This window comes from Curtobacterium sp. SP.BCo, assembly GCF_051903265.1.
GTDB lineage: Bacteria > Actinomycetota > Actinomycetes > Actinomycetales > Microbacteriaceae > Curtobacterium.
In genome coordinates this window covers 244,026-260,217 of the sequence record NZ_CP194337.1, presented here as the reverse complement: position 1 = coordinate 260,217, position 16,192 = coordinate 244,026, and the positions used below count along the sequence as shown (strand labels likewise).

The 16,192-nt window shown below is 72.3% G+C and carries 14 protein-coding genes; 5 read left to right on the top strand and 9 right to left on the bottom strand.

Translation table 11 applies throughout. The annotated features are described in order from the left end of the window. Positions 1-21: 21 nt before the first annotated feature. Positions 22-1,053: a DUF817 domain-containing protein gene (locus tag ACRQ4B_RS01190; RefSeq protein ID WP_439692905.1), complete on the bottom strand. Its 1,032-nt coding sequence runs from the start codon at positions 1,051-1,053 to the stop codon at positions 22-24. Positions 1,054-1,159: 106 nt separating this feature from the next. On the opposite strand from ACRQ4B_RS01190, the gene ACRQ4B_RS01185 reads away from it, so the two are divergent. The 5 genes from ACRQ4B_RS01185 to ACRQ4B_RS01165 all read left to right on the top strand — a co-directional run bounded on the left by ACRQ4B_RS01185 (position 1,160) and on the right by ACRQ4B_RS01165 (position 10,069). Next, the gene (locus ACRQ4B_RS01185; protein WP_439692904.1) at positions 1,160-2,170 is read left to right on the top strand and encodes a glycerophosphodiester phosphodiesterase family protein; all 1,011 of its coding nucleotides are present in this window, start codon (positions 1,160-1,162) and stop codon (positions 2,168-2,170) included. Between the two features lie 12 nt (positions 2,171-2,182). Then, a complete protein-coding gene (locus ACRQ4B_RS01180) occupies positions 2,183-4,636 on the top strand; it encodes an ATP-dependent helicase (protein ID WP_439692903.1) in 2,454 nt (817 codons plus the stop codon). 248 nt (positions 4,637-4,884) lie between these two features. After that, on the top strand, positions 4,885-6,375 hold the full coding sequence (locus ACRQ4B_RS01175) for a pyridoxal phosphate-dependent decarboxylase family protein (protein WP_439692902.1): 1,491 nt from the start codon (positions 4,885-4,887) through the stop codon (positions 6,373-6,375). Further along, positions 6,372-7,712, top strand: coding sequence for a lysine N(6)-hydroxylase/L-ornithine N(5)-oxygenase family protein (locus ACRQ4B_RS01170; protein ID WP_439692901.1), 1,341 nt, complete (start codon positions 6,372-6,374; stop codon positions 7,710-7,712). The genes ACRQ4B_RS01175 and ACRQ4B_RS01170 overlap by 4 nt, the downstream gene beginning before the upstream one ends. After that, complete coding sequence (locus ACRQ4B_RS01165; protein WP_439692900.1) at positions 7,709-10,069, top strand: GNAT family N-acetyltransferase; 2,361 nt, start codon at positions 7,709-7,711, stop codon at positions 10,067-10,069. The genes ACRQ4B_RS01170 and ACRQ4B_RS01165 overlap by 4 nt, the downstream gene beginning before the upstream one ends. A 198-nt stretch (positions 10,070-10,267) precedes the next feature. Here ACRQ4B_RS01165 and ACRQ4B_RS01160 read toward each other — a convergent pair whose 3' ends face one another. The 8 genes from ACRQ4B_RS01160 to ACRQ4B_RS01125 are packed head-to-tail and all read right to left on the bottom strand — an operon-like array spanning position 10,268 to position 16,036. Beyond that, entirely contained in the window at positions 10,268-10,906 is a 639-nt protein-coding gene (locus ACRQ4B_RS01160) for a pyridoxal 5'-phosphate synthase (RefSeq protein ID WP_439692899.1), read from the bottom strand. Between the two features lie 18 nt (positions 10,907-10,924). After that, positions 10,925-11,578: a hypothetical protein gene (locus ACRQ4B_RS01155; protein ID WP_439692898.1), complete on the bottom strand. Its 654-nt coding sequence runs from the start codon at positions 11,576-11,578 to the stop codon at positions 10,925-10,927. Then, entirely contained in the window at positions 11,575-13,155 is a 1,581-nt protein-coding gene (locus ACRQ4B_RS01150; RefSeq protein WP_439692897.1) for a nicotinate phosphoribosyltransferase, read from the bottom strand. The genes ACRQ4B_RS01155 and ACRQ4B_RS01150 overlap by 4 nt, the downstream gene beginning before the upstream one ends. After that, the gene (locus ACRQ4B_RS01145; RefSeq protein ID WP_439692896.1) at positions 13,152-13,982 is read right to left on the bottom strand and encodes a ribose-phosphate pyrophosphokinase; all 831 of its coding nucleotides are present in this window, start codon (positions 13,980-13,982) and stop codon (positions 13,152-13,154) included. The genes ACRQ4B_RS01150 and ACRQ4B_RS01145 overlap by 4 nt, the downstream gene beginning before the upstream one ends. A gap of 24 nt (positions 13,983-14,006) precedes the next feature. Then, positions 14,007-14,807, bottom strand: a complete 801-nt coding sequence (locus tag ACRQ4B_RS01140; protein ID WP_439692895.1) for an oxygenase MpaB family protein — start codon at positions 14,805-14,807, stop codon at positions 14,007-14,009. A gap of 32 nt (positions 14,808-14,839) precedes the next feature. Then, complete coding sequence (locus ACRQ4B_RS01135; protein WP_439692894.1) at positions 14,840-15,247, bottom strand: hypothetical protein; 408 nt, start codon at positions 15,245-15,247, stop codon at positions 14,840-14,842. Between the two features lie 45 nt (positions 15,248-15,292). Next, positions 15,293-15,577 carry a hypothetical protein gene (locus ACRQ4B_RS01130; RefSeq protein WP_439692893.1) on the bottom strand — a complete coding sequence of 95 codons (285 nt, stop codon included), beginning with the start codon at positions 15,575-15,577 and terminating at the stop codon, positions 15,293-15,295. Between the two features lie 36 nt (positions 15,578-15,613). After that, the gene (locus ACRQ4B_RS01125) at positions 15,614-16,036 is read right to left on the bottom strand and encodes an ester cyclase (protein ID WP_439692892.1); all 423 of its coding nucleotides are present in this window, start codon (positions 16,034-16,036) and stop codon (positions 15,614-15,616) included. Positions 16,037-16,192: the final 156 nt, after the last annotated feature.

The window sequence follows — 16,192 nt, the reverse complement described above, 5'->3', positions numbered from 1 at the left end:
TCCTTGGAGATTCGAGTCCTCTCAGCCTAGGGGCGCTCGGTCGCGGAAGGCTGAGGATTCGCGGCGAGCGGAAGCGGTCCCGGAGGGCCGCGTCACGGCGAGCCTATGGGGATCTGCTGCGCGCGCGCCCCGAAGTCGTCGGGAACCAGCCGACCGTCCAGCGCGGGTGGTGGGGCGGCGGTGGTCTGCGCCTCCAGGCCCGGTCGGCGGGATCGCCGGGGAGACCCACGTGACCAGCGCGACCGAGATGAGCATGAGGAGCAGCCAGGCGACGATCTTCGTGGGCGCCACCGGGTGCCAGGCCGCCGCCTGTGCCGGGTAGGACCAGGCGCCCGCCCAGGTGGCGACGTTCTCGGCGAACCAGATGAACAGCGCCACGAGCCCCATCGCGACGAGGACGGGCATCCGGAGGACGGTGCGGTGCACCCGCGCGTGCATGGTGGTCCGGGCGAAGAGGGCGACCACGAGCGCGAGCAGCACGTACCGGGCGTCCCAGACGAAGTGGTGCCCGAAGAAGTTCAGGTAGACGAGTCCGGCGACGACGGCGAGCAGCCACTGCCGGGGGTACCGGTCGAAGCGCAGGTCGAACAGCCGGTGCACCCGCACCAGGTACGACCCGACCGCGCCGTACATGAACCCGGAGAACAGCGGGACGCCGAGCACGACCAGGACACCGCCGGGCGCGTAGGTCCACGAGCCCATGTGGGTCTTGAAGACCTCCATGACCGTGCCGACCACGTGGAAGAGCAGGATGACCCGGAGCTCCCGGACGGTCTCGAGGCCGAAGACGAGCATCGCGACCTGCAGCAGGACGGCGGCGACGGTGAGCACGTCGTTCCGGGCTGCGGCCGGCACGGTGCCGTGGACGATCGCCATCGTCGCCAGCAGCACTGCACCGTACGTGCACGCCCAGGCCTGCTTCGCGCCGAAGACGAGGAACTCGGTGACGGCGATCCGGAGGGGACGGTGCGGCTGGTGGCCGGCGTCGAGCATCCGTCGCGCGGCTCGGTCGATGCGGTGCTCCACGGCGGTGGACAGGGAACGGGCGGTCATGCTGCGAGCGTCCGACCCGCGGCTGGGAACGGCGGCCTGTGCACATCGGGATGTGTCGCCCGGCACACGCCAGCCCGTGGACACCACTGGCCAGTAGGGTGCGGCCATGACCCTGGTGATCGCCCACCGCGGCGCGTCCGGCTACCGTCCCGAGCACTCGCGGAGCGCGTACGAGCTCGCGGTCGAGCTCGGGGCAGACGCGATCGAACCGGACCTCGTGCCGACGAAGGACGGCGTGCTGGTGTTGCGGCACGAGAACGAGATCTCGGGCACGACCGACGTGGCGGGCCACCCCGAGTTCCGGCACCTGCGGACCACCAAGACGGTCGACGGCCAGACCCTGACCGGCTGGTTCACCGAGGACTTCACGTGGGCGGAACTGCAGACGCTCCGGACCCGGGAACGCCTGCCGGCCCTGCGCCCGGCGTCGGCGGAGCACGACGGGGAGGAACCGATCCTCCGGCTCGAGGACCTGCTCGGCATCCTCGACGCGGCACCGCGGCCGGTCGGGCTCGTGGCCGAGGTGAAGCACGCCGACTGCTTCGCGCGGGCCGGCTTCCCGATGGGGCAGCTGCTCGACGACGCGCTGGCGGATGCCGGGTGGCGCGGGGACGAGCGGCTCACGATCGAGTGCTTCGAGAAGGGCGTCCTCCGCGACCTCCGTGCGCGCGGGACCGGCGGTCGGCTCGTGTACCTCCAGGAGGCCCGCGGCAGCGCCCCGGACGAGGTCGCCTCCCACGGGTCGCTGGCTCCCACGTACGCCGCGGAGCGGTCCGAGGACTCGCTCGCCTCGCTCGCGACCGAGTTCCACGGCGTCAGCCTGCCGGTCGCGACGGTGATGGCGGGCGTGGACAGCGTGGCGGTCGACGACCCCGCCCCGGTGCGGAGCGTGATCGTCGACCGGGCGCACGACGCCGGTCTCGCGGTGTACACGTGGACGCTCCGGCCGGAGAACCGGTTCCTGCCGGCGCCCCTCCGCCGCGGTGGCGAGGTCGCGGCGTTCGGCGACTGGGAGCGGTGGTTCACCTCGATCGTCCGGACCGGCGTCGACGGGGTGTTCGCGGACCACACCGACCTCGCCGTGCTCGCCCGTTCGGCTGTCGGGGGTCGCGCCTAGACTGTCCCGGACATGACGATCGTGCTGGACCCATTCGAGTCGTCCCCGGAGCACGGGGGTGGCGCCGCTGCCTACGAGGACCCCTTCACCGCGGGTCTGAACCCCCAGCAGAAGGAAGCCGTCGAGTACCGCGGCGAGTCCCTGCTCATCGTGGCGGGCGCGGGCTCCGGCAAGACGAGCGTGCTCACCCGTCGCATCGCACTCCTGCTCGCCAACCGGGAAGCCTGGCCGTCGCAGATCCTGGCGATCACCTTCACGAACAAGGCCGCTGCGGAGATGCGCGAGCGCGTCCGGGCCCTCGTCGGCCAGGAGTCCGAGGGCATGTGGATCTCCACGTTCCACTCGGCGTGCGTGCGGATCCTCCGGCGTGAGGCCGAGCGCTTCGGGTTCCCGCAGTCCTTCACGATCTACGACTCCGCGGACTCGAGGGCCCTGCTCAAGCGGATCATCAAGGAGCTCGAGGCGGACTCCCTCGGGCTGACGGTCGGTGCTGCGGCGTCGAAGATCTCGAAGCTCAAGAACGAGCTGCAGGACATCGACTCGTACGCCCGCAACATCAACGCGAACGACCCGCAGGAGGTCATGTTCACGGAGGTGTTCCGGCGGTACACGAACGACCTGCGCCGGGCGAACGCGTTCGACTTCGACGACCTCATCGGCCAGACGGTGTTCCTGTTCCGCGCGTTCCCCGAGGTCGCTGCGCTCTACCAGCGTCGGTTCCGCTTCATCCTGGTCGACGAGTACCAGGACACCAACCACGCGCAGTACTCGCTGATCCGCGAGCTCACCCGTCCGGTGCCGGTCGAGCAGGTCGACAAGCTGGAGGACTCCGGTCAGCACGTCGCCCGGATGCGCGAGGCCGACGGGTCCATCGCGCCGGCGTCCCTGACGGTCGTGGGCGACTCGGACCAGTCGATCTACGCCTTCCGCGGTGCCGACATCCGCAACATCGTCGAGTTCGAGCGGGACTTCCCGAACTCGAAGGTGATCCTGCTCGAGCAGAACTACCGGTCGACGCAGAACATCCTCGACGCAGCGAACGCCGTCATCGCGAACAACTTCGACCGCCAGGCGAAGAACCTGTTCACCGACGTCGGGGCCGGCGACAAGATCGTCGGGTTCACCGGCTACACCGGCCACGACGAGGCGCAGTTCGTCGCCGACGAGATCCAGCGCCTGCACGAGGACGGCACCGACTACCGCGACATGGCGGTGTTCTACCGGACGAACTCGCAGACCCGTGCGCTGGAGGAGATCTTCATCCGCTCGGCGATACCGTACCGGGTGCTCGGCGGCACGAAGTTCTACGAGCGCGCCGAGATCAAGGACGCCATGGCCTACCTGATCACCGTCGCGAACCCGGCCGATCCGCTCGCCCTCCGACGCATCCTGAACGTCCCGAAGCGCGGCATCGGTGCCGTCACCGAGACGACCCTGCAGCGCTACGCCGACGAGCACGACACCACGATGCGCGACGCGCTGCGGCACGCGGACGAGCTCGGCTTCGGGCCGAAGGTCCGGAACGCGATCACGGCGTTCGCGGCGCTCCTCGACGAGGTCTCCGCGAAGGCGCAGGGCCAACCGGTCGTCGACACCCTGACGCAGCTGCTCGACGGGTCCGGGCTGCTCGAGAACCTGCGCAAGTCGCCGGACGCACAGGACGCCGCACGCGCCGACAACATCGACGAGCTCGTCGCGGTGACCCGGGAGTTCCAGAAGAACAACCCCGAGGGCACGCTGTCGGACTTCCTGACCGAGGTCTCCCTCGTCGCGGCGGCGGACGAACTGGACGACTCGTCGGGCACGGTGTCGCTCATGACGCTCCACACGGCGAAGGGGCTCGAGTACGACGCGGTCTTCCTGACGGGCGTCGAGGAGGACCTGCTGCCGCACCGGATGTCCGCGAACGAGCCCGGTGGTCCCTCCGAGGAACGCCGCCTGTTCTACGTCGGCATCACCCGCGCCAAGAAGTCCCTGTTCCTGTCGCTCGCGATGACCCGCGCGCAGTTCGGTGACGTCAACGTGGCGATGCCCTCCCGGTTCCTGCAGGAGATCCCCGAGGGGCTCATCGAGTGGAAGCAGTCCCCGGGCATGGCGAACAGCCGGGGCGGGACGCAGCCGCGCGCGCTGAACGCCAAGCGTGAGGGCGGCTTCGGCGGCAGCGGTGGTGGTGGCGGTGGCGGCTACCGCGGAGGCGGCGGCTGGGGCGGCGGCTCGTACGACCGCGCAGCGGCTGCGGCGAAGACCCGCCCGAAGACCGAGTGGGCGAACCGGGTCTCCGGTCAGGTCCGCGACAACGGCGACATGGAGCTGGCGGCGGGCGACCGCATCCGGCACGTCGACTTCGGCGACGGCACGGTGTCGGCAGTGACCGGGCAGGGTGCGAAGCGCATCGCGGAGATCGCGTTCGACACCGCGGGCCGCAAGAAGCTCCTCATCAAGATCGCGCCGATCGACAAGCTCTAGCGAAGCTGCGCTGCGCTGTGCCGCGCCGCGCTGCGCTGCGCCGTGCCGCGCCGTTGCGTGGTGCTCGGTGTGCACTCGCGCAACGCCAACCGGCTCGCGCCGTGGAATCCCGTGGCGCGAGCCGGTTTCGTGCGTGCCGCGCCGACCCGCGCCGTGGCGTGTCGTGCTGTGGCTGCGCCGTGCTCGCCACGCCGGGCTGCCCCTGTTCGGGTGACAAACGCAACGAGGTGAGGTTAGCCTTACCTAACGTGACAGCACTCGAGATCCTCACCACCGCCGACGCCGACCGCTACCGGACGACCGTCACGGCCACCGTCGACCGGCTCGCCGATCGCCTGGCCGCCGTCGACCGGCCGACGACCGACACCGCTCCGCACGAGCTCCGCGCCCGGGTCGCCGACATCGACCTCGACGCCGAAGCCATCGGGACCGACCGGGCGCTCGCCGAACTCGACGACCTGTTCGTCCGCGAGGCCGTCTGGTTCCACGACCCCGGGTACCTCGCCCACCTCAACTGCCCGGTCGCACTGCCCGCCGTGGCCGCGGAGGCCGTGCTCGCCGCCGTGAACCCCTCGGTCGACACCTGGGACCAGTCCCGGATCGGCACCGAGATCGAGCGCCACGTGGTCGACTGGCTGGCCGGACGCGCCGGGTTCACCGCGGGCGACGGCGTCTTCACGTCCGGCGGCTCGCAGTCCAACCTGCAGGCACTCCTGCTCGCGCGGGAGGCCGCAACGAGCGCGGCCACCGGAAGCGTCGCGACGACCGGCGGCGCCGTGCCGCACCCCGTCGTGTTCGCCACCGCCGAGACCCACTTCAGCATCGCCAAGTCGGCGCGGCTGCTGGGCCTCGAGGCGGTCATCGACGTCCCGACCGACACCACCGGTCGGATGCGCCCCGCTGCCCTCGCCGAGGCGATCGCCGCAGCCCGGGCTGCCGGTCGCACGCCGGTGGCGGTGGTCGCCACCGCTGGCACGACCGACCGCGGCGTGATCGACCCGCTCGAACCGATCGCCGACGTGTGCGACCTCGAGGGCGTCTGGCTCCACGTGGACGCCGCGTACGGCTGCGGGCTGCTCGTGTCCCCGACCCGCCGGCACCTGCTCGACGGCATCGAACGGGCGCGGAGCGTGACGGCGGACCTGCACAAGTCCTTCTTCCAGCCGGTCTCGTCGAGCGTCCTGCTCGTCCGGGACCCCGACGACCTGCGTCGGACGGCCTGGCACGCCGACTACCTCAACCCGGAGGACGCCGCCGAGCCGAACCAGGTCGACAAGTCGCTGCAGACCACCAGGCGGTTCGACGCGCTGAAGCTCTGGGCGACGCTGCGCGCGTCCGGCGCCGACGCCGTCGGGCGAGCGTTCGACGCCGTGATCGACCTCGCCGCAGCCACCCACACGATGGTGGCGGAGCACCCGGAGTTCGACCTCGTCGCCCCGACGCAGCTCAGCACGGTGCTGTTCCGGTGGCAGCCCGCGGGCCTGCCCGACGACGAGGCCGACGCGCTCGTGGCGCCGATCCGTGCGGCGCTCCTGGCCGAGGGGCGGGTGCTCGTCGCGAAGACGGTGATCGACGGCCGGCCGTGCAACAAGTTCACCCTGCTCAACCCGGAGACGACGCCGGAGCAGATGCGGGCGTCCCTGGACCACGTGGCGCGGACCGCGGCAGCGACGGCAGCAGCTGTCAACGCAACGATCCCAGCCCTCGCCGCGACGACGCCCGCGGGAGCAGCACGATGACCGCCGCCGCGACCCACGACGTCGTCGGCATCGGCATCGGCCCGTTCAACCTCGGCCTCGCCTGCCTGACCGACCCCGTCGACGACCTCGACGCGGTGTTCCTCGACGCCGCCGACGGCTTCGCCTGGCACCACGGCATGATGCTCGACGACGCCACGATCCAGGTGCCGTTCCTGGCCGACCTCGTGACGATGGCCGACCCGACGTCGCCGTTCTCGTTCCTGGCGTGGCTCAAGGAGACCGGGCGCCTGTACCCGTTCTACATCCGCGAGGACTTCCACCCCCTCCGCAGTGAGTACGACGCCTACTGCCGCTGGGCCGCCGACCGGCTGGACACCCTGCGCTGGGGGCGCCGGGTCACGGCCGTCGAGCACAACGTGACGACGGACCTCTTCACGGTGCACGCCGAGACCGATCAGGGTCCCGAGACGTACCGCGCACGCCACGTCGTCGTGGGCATCGGCACGGAACCGGTCGTGCCGGAGCCCCTCCGCGGCGTGGGCGGTCCCGCGATCCACTCCGCCGACTACCTGCCGAACCGGGACGCCCTGCGCGCCGCCGGGTCCGTCGCGGTGATCGGCAGCGGGCAGTCCGCGGCGGAGGTCTACCGCGACCTGCTCGAGGACGTCCGGCAGCACGACTACCGCCTCGACTGGATCACCCGGTCGCCGCGGTTCTTCCCGATGGAGGACACGAAGCTCACGCTGGAGATGACGAGTCCCGAGTACACGGACCACTTCCACGCGCTGCCGGAGGGTGTCCGGGACCGTCTGGGACGCGAGCAGCGTGGCCTGTACAAGGGGATCAGCGCCGACCTGGTGGACGAGCTGTACGACCAGCTCTACCGGATCAGCGCCCGTGGTCCGGTCCCGACGAGCCTCCGCACCGAGACGAGCGTGGTCGACGCCGCGTGGCTCGCCGACCGGGGCACGTACCGGCTGACGCTCCGGCACGAGCAGCTCGGCGAGACGTACGAGCACGAGGTCGAGCGCCTCGTCCTCGCCACCGGGTACGCGCCGCGGCCCACGTCGTTCCTCGACCCGGTCGAGCACCTGGTCGCGCGGGACGCGCGGGGGCGGTTCGCGGTCGCCCGCGACCACCACGTCGACCGTCTCGGCGGCCGCATCTGGGTGCAGAACGCCGAGGAGCACACGCACGGACTCACCGCCCCGGACCTCGGCATGGGTGCGTGGCGGAACGCGTCGATCATCCGGTCCGTCACGGGTCGGTCGGTCTACGGCCTGGAGGAACGGATCGCCTTCCAGGAGTTCGGCCTGCCCGCCACCCGGCAGTCCACCCCGCGTCCCGTCACCGAGCGCGCGGAGGTGACGGCATGACCGTGGACGCGACCAGCGCGCCGGCGGCGCGCCGACCCGTGGGCGCCGCACCGGGCCTCCTGTCCGTCGAACCCGTGGACCCGGACCGCGACGCCGCCGTCGTGCAGTCGTGGCTCGCCCACCCGGCGTCGTCGTGGTGGGAGATGGGGCACCTCGACGTCGAGGCGGTGCGCGTGTACCTCGCCGGCGTGCAGGCGGACCCGGACCAGGCCGCGTGGCTCGGCCGTCGCGACGGCGTCCCGGTGTTCCTCGCCGAGACCTACGACCCGGCGAGCGTCCTGCTCACCGACGTCTGGGCCGCCGAGCCGGGCGACGTCGGCATGCACCTGCTCGTCGCCCCGCCGCCCGTCGACGGCCGCGTGTCCGGACTGACCAGCGCCGTGATGCGCGCCGTGGTGGAGCACTGTCGTGACGTGCTCGGGGCACGCCGCGTCGTCGTCGAGCCGGACGTCCGGAACACGGCGGTGCACGCGAAGAACGCCGAGGTCGGGTTCCGCGTGCTGCGCGAGGTCGACGTCGACGGCAAGCGCGCGCTGCTCTCGGTGCTCGACACCGACCGGATCGGCGTGCCCGACGACGACGGTCCCGCTGCGCACCTGCGGCCGGAGCACCTCGAGCCGGCCGAGCGGCACCTCGTGGCGAAGGCGATCGCGGAGTTCGCCCACGAGCGGCTCGTCGCGCCCGTGCCCGACGGGGACGGCTGGCGGCTGGACGCGGGGGAGTCGACCTACCGCTTCCGTGCCCGACTGCACCGACTCGAGCACTGGTCGGTCGACGAAGCGTCGGTGGTGCGGACGGTCGACGGCGAGCCGGTGCCCCTGCGCGCGCAGGACCTCGTGCTCGAGCTCCGGGACCTGCTCGGCATCCCCGACGAGCTGCTCGGCACGTACCTGGAGGAGATCGCGTCGACCCTCGCGAGCGCCGCGGCGAAGCACCGTCGGGGCGGACCGTCCGCCGCGCAGCTGGCCCGCGGGCGCGCCGACGACTCCGTCGACGGCGCGGTCGCGTCCTTCCAGGACGTCGAGTCGGCCATGACCGAGGGACACCCGGCGTTCGTCGCCGCGAACGGGCGGATCGGGTTCGGGCTCGACGAGTACCGGGCCTTCGCACCCGAGGTCGGCGGGCGGTTCCGCTACCGGTGGCTCGCGGCACGGCGGGAGCACACGCACCTGGCGCTCGCCGCGGACCGGACCGAGGACGCGCACTGGACAGCCGAGCTCGACGCCGCGACGGTCGCCGGGTACCGGTCGACGCTGCGGCGCCGTGGGCTCGATCCCGAGGACTACGTGTGGATCCCCGTGCACCCGTGGCAGTGGCAGCACCGGATCGCCGTGACGTTCGCGCCCGACCTGGGGCGGCAGGACCTGGTGGACCTCGGCGAGGGGCCGGACGAGTACCAGCCGCAGCAGTCGATCCGCACCGCGTTCGACCGATCGCACCCGGAGCGCTCGTACGTGAAGACGGCGCTCGCCGTGCAGAACATGGGGTTCCTGCGGGGCATGTCGCCCGCGTACATGCGGAACACCCCGGCCGTGAACGACTGGGTGGCGTCGCTCGTCGCCGCCGACCCGACGCTCGCCGCCGCCGGGTTCTCCGTCCTCCGGGAGCACGCCGCGATCGGGTACACCGGGGATGCGTACCACAGGGTGACGGTGTCCTCACCACAGCGGAAGATGCTCGCCGCCCTGTGGCGGGAGAGTCCCGTGCCACGGTTGGCCGAGGGCGAACGGCTGCTGACCATGGCTGCGCTGCTGCACTGCGACGCAGCCGGAAGCGCAGTGGTCTCGTCGCTCGTCGCCGCGTCCGGGCTGCCCGCCGACGCGTGGGTGCGGCGCTGGCTCGACGCCTACCTGCTGCCCGTCGTGCACTGTCTGACCGTGCACGACCTGGTGTTCATGCCGCACGGCGAGAACCTGGTGCTCGTGGTCCGCGACGGCGTCGTCGTCCGCGCCGTGATGAAGGACATCGGCGAGGAGGCCGCGGTGCTCGGGACCCACACCGACCGGCCGGTCCCCGAGGACATCGCGAGGATCGTGCACCCCGTGGACGACGACGAGGCGGCGCTCGCGGTGTTCACCGACGTCTTCGACGGGGTGCTGCGGTTCGTCGCGGCGATCCTCGACGACGACGGGGTCCTGCCGGAGCAGCGGTTCTGGGCGGTGGTGGGGGAGTGCGTCGATGCGCACGCCGCCGCCCACCCGGAGCGTCGACGGCCGCTGGACCTGCGGGTGCCCACGTTCGAGCACTCGTGCCTGAACCGGTTGCAGCTCCGGAACACCCTGTCGATGGTGGACCTGGCGGACCAGTCGTCGTCGCTCATCCGGGCGGGGGCGATGCCGAACCCGATCGCCCGGTAGCGGCGGCGGCGCGCGGCGCGCGGTGCACTCGGACCATCGCAACCGGCTCGCGCCGCGGGATCCCGTGGCGCGAGCCGGTTGCCGCGGTGCCGGTACAGCCCGAACCGCCGGGTCCGCCGGGGCCGCCGGGGCCGCCGGGGCCGCCGGGGCCGCCCGAGCCGCCCGAACCGCCCGAACCGCCCGAACCGCCCGGCGGGCCTACGGCTGCAGCCGCTCCACGGCCCAGCCGTCCGCACCGTGCCGGTAGGCCAGGCGTCGATGCATGCGGTCGCGGCTGCCGTGCCAGAACTCGACGAGGTCGGGCTCGAGGCGCCAGGCCCGCCAAGACCCCGGGCGCGGGACATCGTCGCCGTGCTCGTCGAGCAGGGCGTTGGCGTCGTCGATCAGGTCGTCCAGCGAACGCTCGCCGTAGGGGCCGGACTGGTCGGCGACGGCGGTGGCGGCGCGGGACTTCGGCGACCGGTCGGCGAAGAGTGCGTCGGACTCGGCGTCGGACAGGGCGACCGCGCGGCCCTCGAACCGCAGCTGTTGCATGGTCTCCCGCCAGTAGACCTGCAGCGCCGCGAACGGGTTGTCGGTGAGCTGCCGGCCCTTCGGGCTCTGCGTCGAGGTGCCGAACACGAGCCCGGTGTCGTCGAGCCGCTTCACGTCGACGGTCCGCGCTGACACCCGGCCGTCGGCGTCGGCGGTGGCGAGGGTCATCGACAGGGGCTCGGACACGTCACCGTCCCGAGCGGCGTCGATCCACGTGCGTGCGACGGCGAACGGTGACGCGGGCGGGTCGGTGAACTCCGGGAACGCGAAGGACGTGTCGCCGGACAGCGGTGCAGTGGCCATGCACCCAGCCAACCGCGCTCAGGACACCCACGTCCAGGTGGCCGGGGGACGGCCGCCGCGACCGGCTGCCCGGGCGGGGGCGTCGGCGCGGACGAGCGCCGGGTTCGTCCGGAGTGCGCGGTTCGTGTTCCCCGGGTCCGGCGTCACGCCGGTCAGCTCGGTCTGCAGCCGCGCGACGTCGGCGGTGCTGAACGTGTCGCCGAGCAGCGCGCGGGTGAGCGGCAGGTCGTGCCAGAGCCGGGTGCGGACGTGGTCGAGCGCGGCCGCGATGATCGCGTCGTGGTCGAACGGGAGGCGCGGCTCGCCCTGGCCGGGTCCGCGCCACACCACGGACCCTCCGGTCGACGGCGCGGCCACGACCGCGGCGAAGGCGACGCTGATCGCCGTGCTCCGCGGGTCGCGGTCGGGCCCGTCGAACGCACCGACCTGTGCCAGGTGCCGGACCGCGGCCGCGTCGATCCCGGCCTTGGTCCGCAGGGCGCGACGCGCACCGTCGGCGAGGAGTTCCGTACCGTCCAGGAGCACGCCGGGCAGTGCCTCCAGGCCGGCGTACGGGTCGTACGGCCGACGCGCGGTGGCGACCCGCAGCCCGTCGCCCGCCGTGAACGACATCGGGACGACGTCGATCGCGATGAGCGGCTGGTCGCGGGCCGCCGACGGGGCGTCGGTCACGCCGACGCCCGTCGGGCCGCCCGCTCGGCACGCTCGCGGCGGAGCGTGGCCCGGACGTCGGCGAAGGACTGGTGGACGGTGAACCGGCCGTCGGTCCACACCGGCTGGAGCAGGCTCGTCGCCTCGTCCTCCGGCGTGGCCTGGTCGGTCTGCCGGATCTCGCCGGTGGCGTCGCGGTGCAGGGCGATGCGACCCTTCGCGCTCTTCTTGCCGCTGCCGGTCTTCGGGTCCTTCTGGATGTCGACGGGTTCGCCGTCCACCAGGGCCCAGGTCGCCTTCACGGCGCTGCCGAGGTTGTCGCGGGTCATGTACTGGTACGTGTACGACCCGATGCCGAGCACGATGTTGTCGCTCGCGTAGCCCTTCGCGGCGAGGCGCTCGTAGATGCGACGGGCACGGTCGAGGGTGATGCTGTCGCCGTAGATCACGCCGATGTGCTGGTCGAGGACCTTGTGGCCCTGCTCGTTCACGGTGTGGCCGAAGATCTCGTCGAGCAGCTCGACGACGCCCTTCTCCTCGTGGCTGCGGGCCGGGTCGGTCAGCGCCGCCTGGTCGACGCCGTGCACGGTCCCGGTGACGATGTCGACCGGGTCGCCCGAGTCCGGGCGGATGACGAGCTTGCCGTCACGGGCCGTGATCCGGTCCTTGAGCGCCGGGAGCGTCTCGGTGACGACCTTGAACAGGTCGAAGCCGTCGCTGACCGCCGAGACGATGCCCGTCGGGTAGACGTCGAGGATCTGCTCGAAGGTGGCGAGCTCGCCGTCGGCTCCGCGGACGCACATGACGCTGTGCTCGGTCGCCGGGACGCTCGCGCCGACCCAGCCGTTGTCGCCCGGGTAGTAGCGGTCGATGAAGTCGAGCGACGGCATCGAGTCGGTGCCGAGGAAGGACAGCAGGTGTCCGGCTCCGCCCGCTGCGGCCGACTCGATGCTCGACTGCCCGCGGAACGAGAAGTCGTGCGCGGCGAAGTCGATGCTCGCCGGGTCGGCGCCGGTGCGGGCCGCCCAGTCCTCCATGAGGTCGCGGTACTCCAGTGCCTTCGTCGCGACGGTCGACGGGTGCCAGATCGACGCCGACAGCGCGGTCTCGATGTAGTTCGGCAGCCAGAAGAACTCGTCGACGGTGTTCTCGACGGTCAGGGTCGCGACGCCGATCGGTGCGAGGGTGCCCTCGGGGAGCGCCCGGATCGTCAGCGGGAGGTACCCGAGGCGGTGCAGGGCGCGGATGTGGTCGGTGCCGATGTGGTTCGGGCCGAAGTAGCCCTGCAGTGCCTGCTCGAACAGGTCGGCGACCTCGTCCTCGTCCGCGGCGAAGAACGGTGCCCACGCCTCGACCAGGTGGCGCTGGATGAACGCCTGCAGCCCGAAGACCACGGCGTGCGTCGACTCGGGCATGTGCGCGTTCGACCGGTTCGTCCAGTTGATCAGGATCCGGGTGGTGCCGGCGGGGTAGACCTGCCGGTGCGAGTGCTTGTACCCGTCGACGGCCAGGAGCGGGGCGATCGGGCTCGGGCCGGTCAGGCGGGGCGCGATGCCGGTGGTCGTGGTCGTGGTCGTGGTCGGTTCGGTCTGCGTCATCGGATCTGCTCCGTCAGGTAGGGGGTGAGTTCGATCGTGCGCAGGCCCTCGATGGCGTTCTGCGCGGGGTAGCTGTCGGTCGTGACGATCTCGCCGAAGTGGTCGGCGAGCTGTGGTGATCGGCCGGAGAAGACACCGTGCGAGACCCAGAGGCCGAGGCGCTCCTTCGGCAGCCCGGTGGCGGCCGCGAGTCCGGTGAACGTGCCACCGCCGTCGCAGATGTCGTCCACGACGAGCAGCCGGCCGGAGTCGGGCAGCGGCTCGCACGTGAAGCCGTCGAGCTTGCCGGTGTCCGGGTTCCGGTGCTTCTCGGCGCGGAACACCGGGAGCCCGCAGGCGTCGGCGACCGCGGAGGCCCGGGCGACCGCGCCCTTGTCGGGGGCGATGATGCCGCTGTAGTCGGACCCGGCGACGACCGTGTCACGGACGACCGTCTCGCTCGTGACCACGGTGAGGCGCTCGACCAGGTCGACGATCACCGGCGAGTGCGGGTCGAAGGCGATGACCTGGTCGATGCCGAAGCCGTTGAGCACGTCGGCGTAGACCTTCGCGCCGAACGGCAGGCCGCGGTCCTGCCGGGCGCCGGGCAGGTACGGGACGAGGGCGACGGACCGGGATCCGCGCTGTCGGACGGCGTCCGCCCACATGCCGAGCAGGAGGAGGTCGTCGCCGCTCGTGCCGCGCAGGGTCGCGATCTCGACGAGTTCCCCCGCGTCGGCGTCGTGCGCGACCTTGACGTGGGCTTCACCGGCGGGGAACCGCATGGTGGGGAACGTCGGTGTCGTGAGGTCTCCCCGGGTGGTCCGGGTGTTCAGTTCGACTGCCATGAACTGACCGTACCACGGTATTTGTCAGTGTGACAAGTACTTGTCCGCAGCGTTCCGCATCGACCGCAGCAGCAGCGGTCCCGGGAGTCGCACCAGCCAGCCCGGGACGACCGCTCGCACGCCCCGCACCAGCCGGACGGCCCGTCGGAACCGGCGCTGTTCGCTCGACCCCCACGCGAAGCCGTACTGCTCGCGCAGACCACCCGGCAGCATGCCGACGGTGATGATCCGCACGAGCGGCATCGCCGCGCGCACCCAGAGCGGAGCGAAGCGCGGATGCAGCAGGTCGCGGACCACCCCGCGGGCGTCGTCCGTCACCTCGAGCCGCTCGAGTTCCGCCGCCCAGTAGCGCTCGAAGGCGTCCACCGAGGCGGGCCACCGGTCCGCCGGCACACGGAGGGCCGTGCCGATCGGGGCGTAGGCGTCGAGCACGGCACGGGCACGCGCACCGTCCACCGGGTCGCCGAACAGCTCGTGGGCGCGCATCGCGGAGTCGTACAGGGTCGCGGCGACCCAGAGTTGCCGGTCCACGTCGTCGGCGCCGGCGACCGGTCGGTGGGCTCGGTGCACGAAGGAGGCCGCGGTGGCAGCGTCGGCGTCGCTGCCGATCACGACGGCGTACACGAACATCAGGGTGTGGGCCAGCCGCTGCTGCGGCCGACGCGCGAAGTCCGAGTGCCGGCGGACCCCCGCCGCGACCACCGGGTCGGCGATCTGCAGCAGGATCGCGCGGCCGCCCGCCACCACCGGCGTGCTGTCGGCGAGGAACCGACGCAGGTCGCGGTCCGCGACGCGACCGGACGGCGGACGGGAGGCGCGGCGCACGTCCGGCACCGTGCCTCCCGTCCGGCGGCGCCTCACCGGTCGGCCCTGCGACGCCGCGCGCGGACACGCGGGGTCACGTCGACGGCGATCGCGACCACGAGCGCGGTCGTCCCGCCCACGAGCGCGAGGACGAGGAACGCCGTGCTGCCCACGGGTCCCGTCGCGGCGGCGATCGTCGACGCGACCGACCACATCGCCGGCAGGGGCCAGAGGTGGCCGGGGGAACCGGCGACCACGGCGAGCAGCACACCGGCGACGGCCAGGGGGAGCCAGACCAGGTTCGCCCCGCACGGCGGTCCGTACGTCCCGGGGCCGCACGCGGTCACGCCGGAACGGACGCCGGTGTGCGCGGCGGCCGCGACGAGCAGGAGCGCGGCGATCGCCAGGAGCCGTGCGACCGCGGGGAGCCGGCGGACACTGGCACGGACGCGACGGAGCACGGCCCGATCGTACCGGGCCGTGCTCCGTGCACCCGTGCTCCGTGCTCAGAGGGGCTTCACGCCGAGGTCGTTGCCCAGGTCCGGGCGGTCCTCGTCGTCGTGCTCCCACAGGTCCGGGGCGCCCTCGCCGGGTGCGCCGCCGGTCGGGCCGTCGTCCGTCCCGTCGCCGGGTTGCGGTTCGACGGTCTCGCCCGCGACGGCGTCGTTCGTCACGGTCTCCAGGGACTCCTCGGCGGTGTCGGACTCGTACGGTCCGACGTGCTCGGTGTCCACGTCGTCGTCGCGGAACGCGTCGGTTCCGTCGTCGGGGGTGGTGCCCGGGTCGCTCATGGTGATTCCTCTCGTCGGTTCCGCTACCGGTCCTGTCTACGCGTCCTGCTGGCCGTCGAGCCGGAGCTGCTGCGCGAGGCCCTGCTCGTCGGTCGCACCCCAGCGTTCGACGATCTTGCCGTCGCGGAACCTCGACACCTGGATGCCGCGGACCTCGAACGTCCGCCCGGTGGGCTCGTGGCCCTGGAACCGGCCGGTGTGCGTACCGCGGATCGTGAAGACCGCGGTGATGAAGTCGTCCGTGACGATCAGCGGGTCGGGCGCGAGCTCGAGGTCGGGGAACGCCGTGGTGAAGGCGCGCCAGAAGTCGACGATGCCAGCCAGGCCCGGAGCCTGGTCGGGAGCCGGGTCGTGGTCGACCACGTCCTCTGCCCACACCTCGCCGAAGCGGTCGAAGGCGCGGTCCGCGATGATGCCGCCGAGGCGTTCCTGCGCGGCCTGGTTGACGTCCTTGGTCATGGGGGTCCTCTCGTCGTGGGCCAGCGGTCTCCCGGCCCGGCGTCCTGCGTACCCGGGCCGACGTCGAAAGGCCCGCACAGTCCGGGGGACGCCTGTCCGACAGACGCACCGCCGGGACCCGTTTACCTCCCGGACACCGGCTGGTCACACCCACGG

Bases quoted from the DNA above. Each gene is read 5' to 3' on its own strand.
- ACRQ4B_RS01190 (WP_439692905.1), bottom strand. From the start codon at position 1,053: ATGACCGCCCGTTCCCTGTCCACCGCCGTGGAGCACCGCATCGACCGA.
- ACRQ4B_RS01185 (WP_439692904.1), top strand. From the start codon at position 1,160: ATGACCCTGGTGATCGCCCACCGCGGCGCGTCCGGCTACCGTCCCGAG.
- ACRQ4B_RS01180 (WP_439692903.1), top strand. From the start codon at position 2,183: ATGACGATCGTGCTGGACCCATTCGAGTCGTCCCCGGAGCACGGGGGT.
- ACRQ4B_RS01170 (WP_439692901.1), top strand. From the start codon at position 6,372: ATGACCGCCGCCGCGACCCACGACGTCGTCGGCATCGGCATCGGCCCG.
- ACRQ4B_RS01165 (WP_439692900.1), top strand. From the start codon at position 7,709: ATGACCGTGGACGCGACCAGCGCGCCGGCGGCGCGCCGACCCGTGGGC.
- ACRQ4B_RS01160 (WP_439692899.1), bottom strand. From the start codon at position 10,906: ATGGCCACTGCACCGCTGTCCGGCGACACGTCCTTCGCGTTCCCGGAG.
- ACRQ4B_RS01150 (WP_439692897.1), bottom strand. From the start codon at position 13,155: ATGACGCAGACCGAACCGACCACGACCACGACCACGACCACCGGCATC.
- ACRQ4B_RS01145 (WP_439692896.1), bottom strand. From the start codon at position 13,982: ATGGCAGTCGAACTGAACACCCGGACCACCCGGGGAGACCTCACGACA.
- ACRQ4B_RS01130 (WP_439692893.1), bottom strand. From the start codon at position 15,577: ATGAGCGACCCGGGCACCACCCCCGACGACGGAACCGACGCGTTCCGC.
- ACRQ4B_RS01125 (WP_439692892.1), bottom strand. From the start codon at position 16,036: ATGACCAAGGACGTCAACCAGGCCGCGCAGGAACGCCTCGGCGGCATC.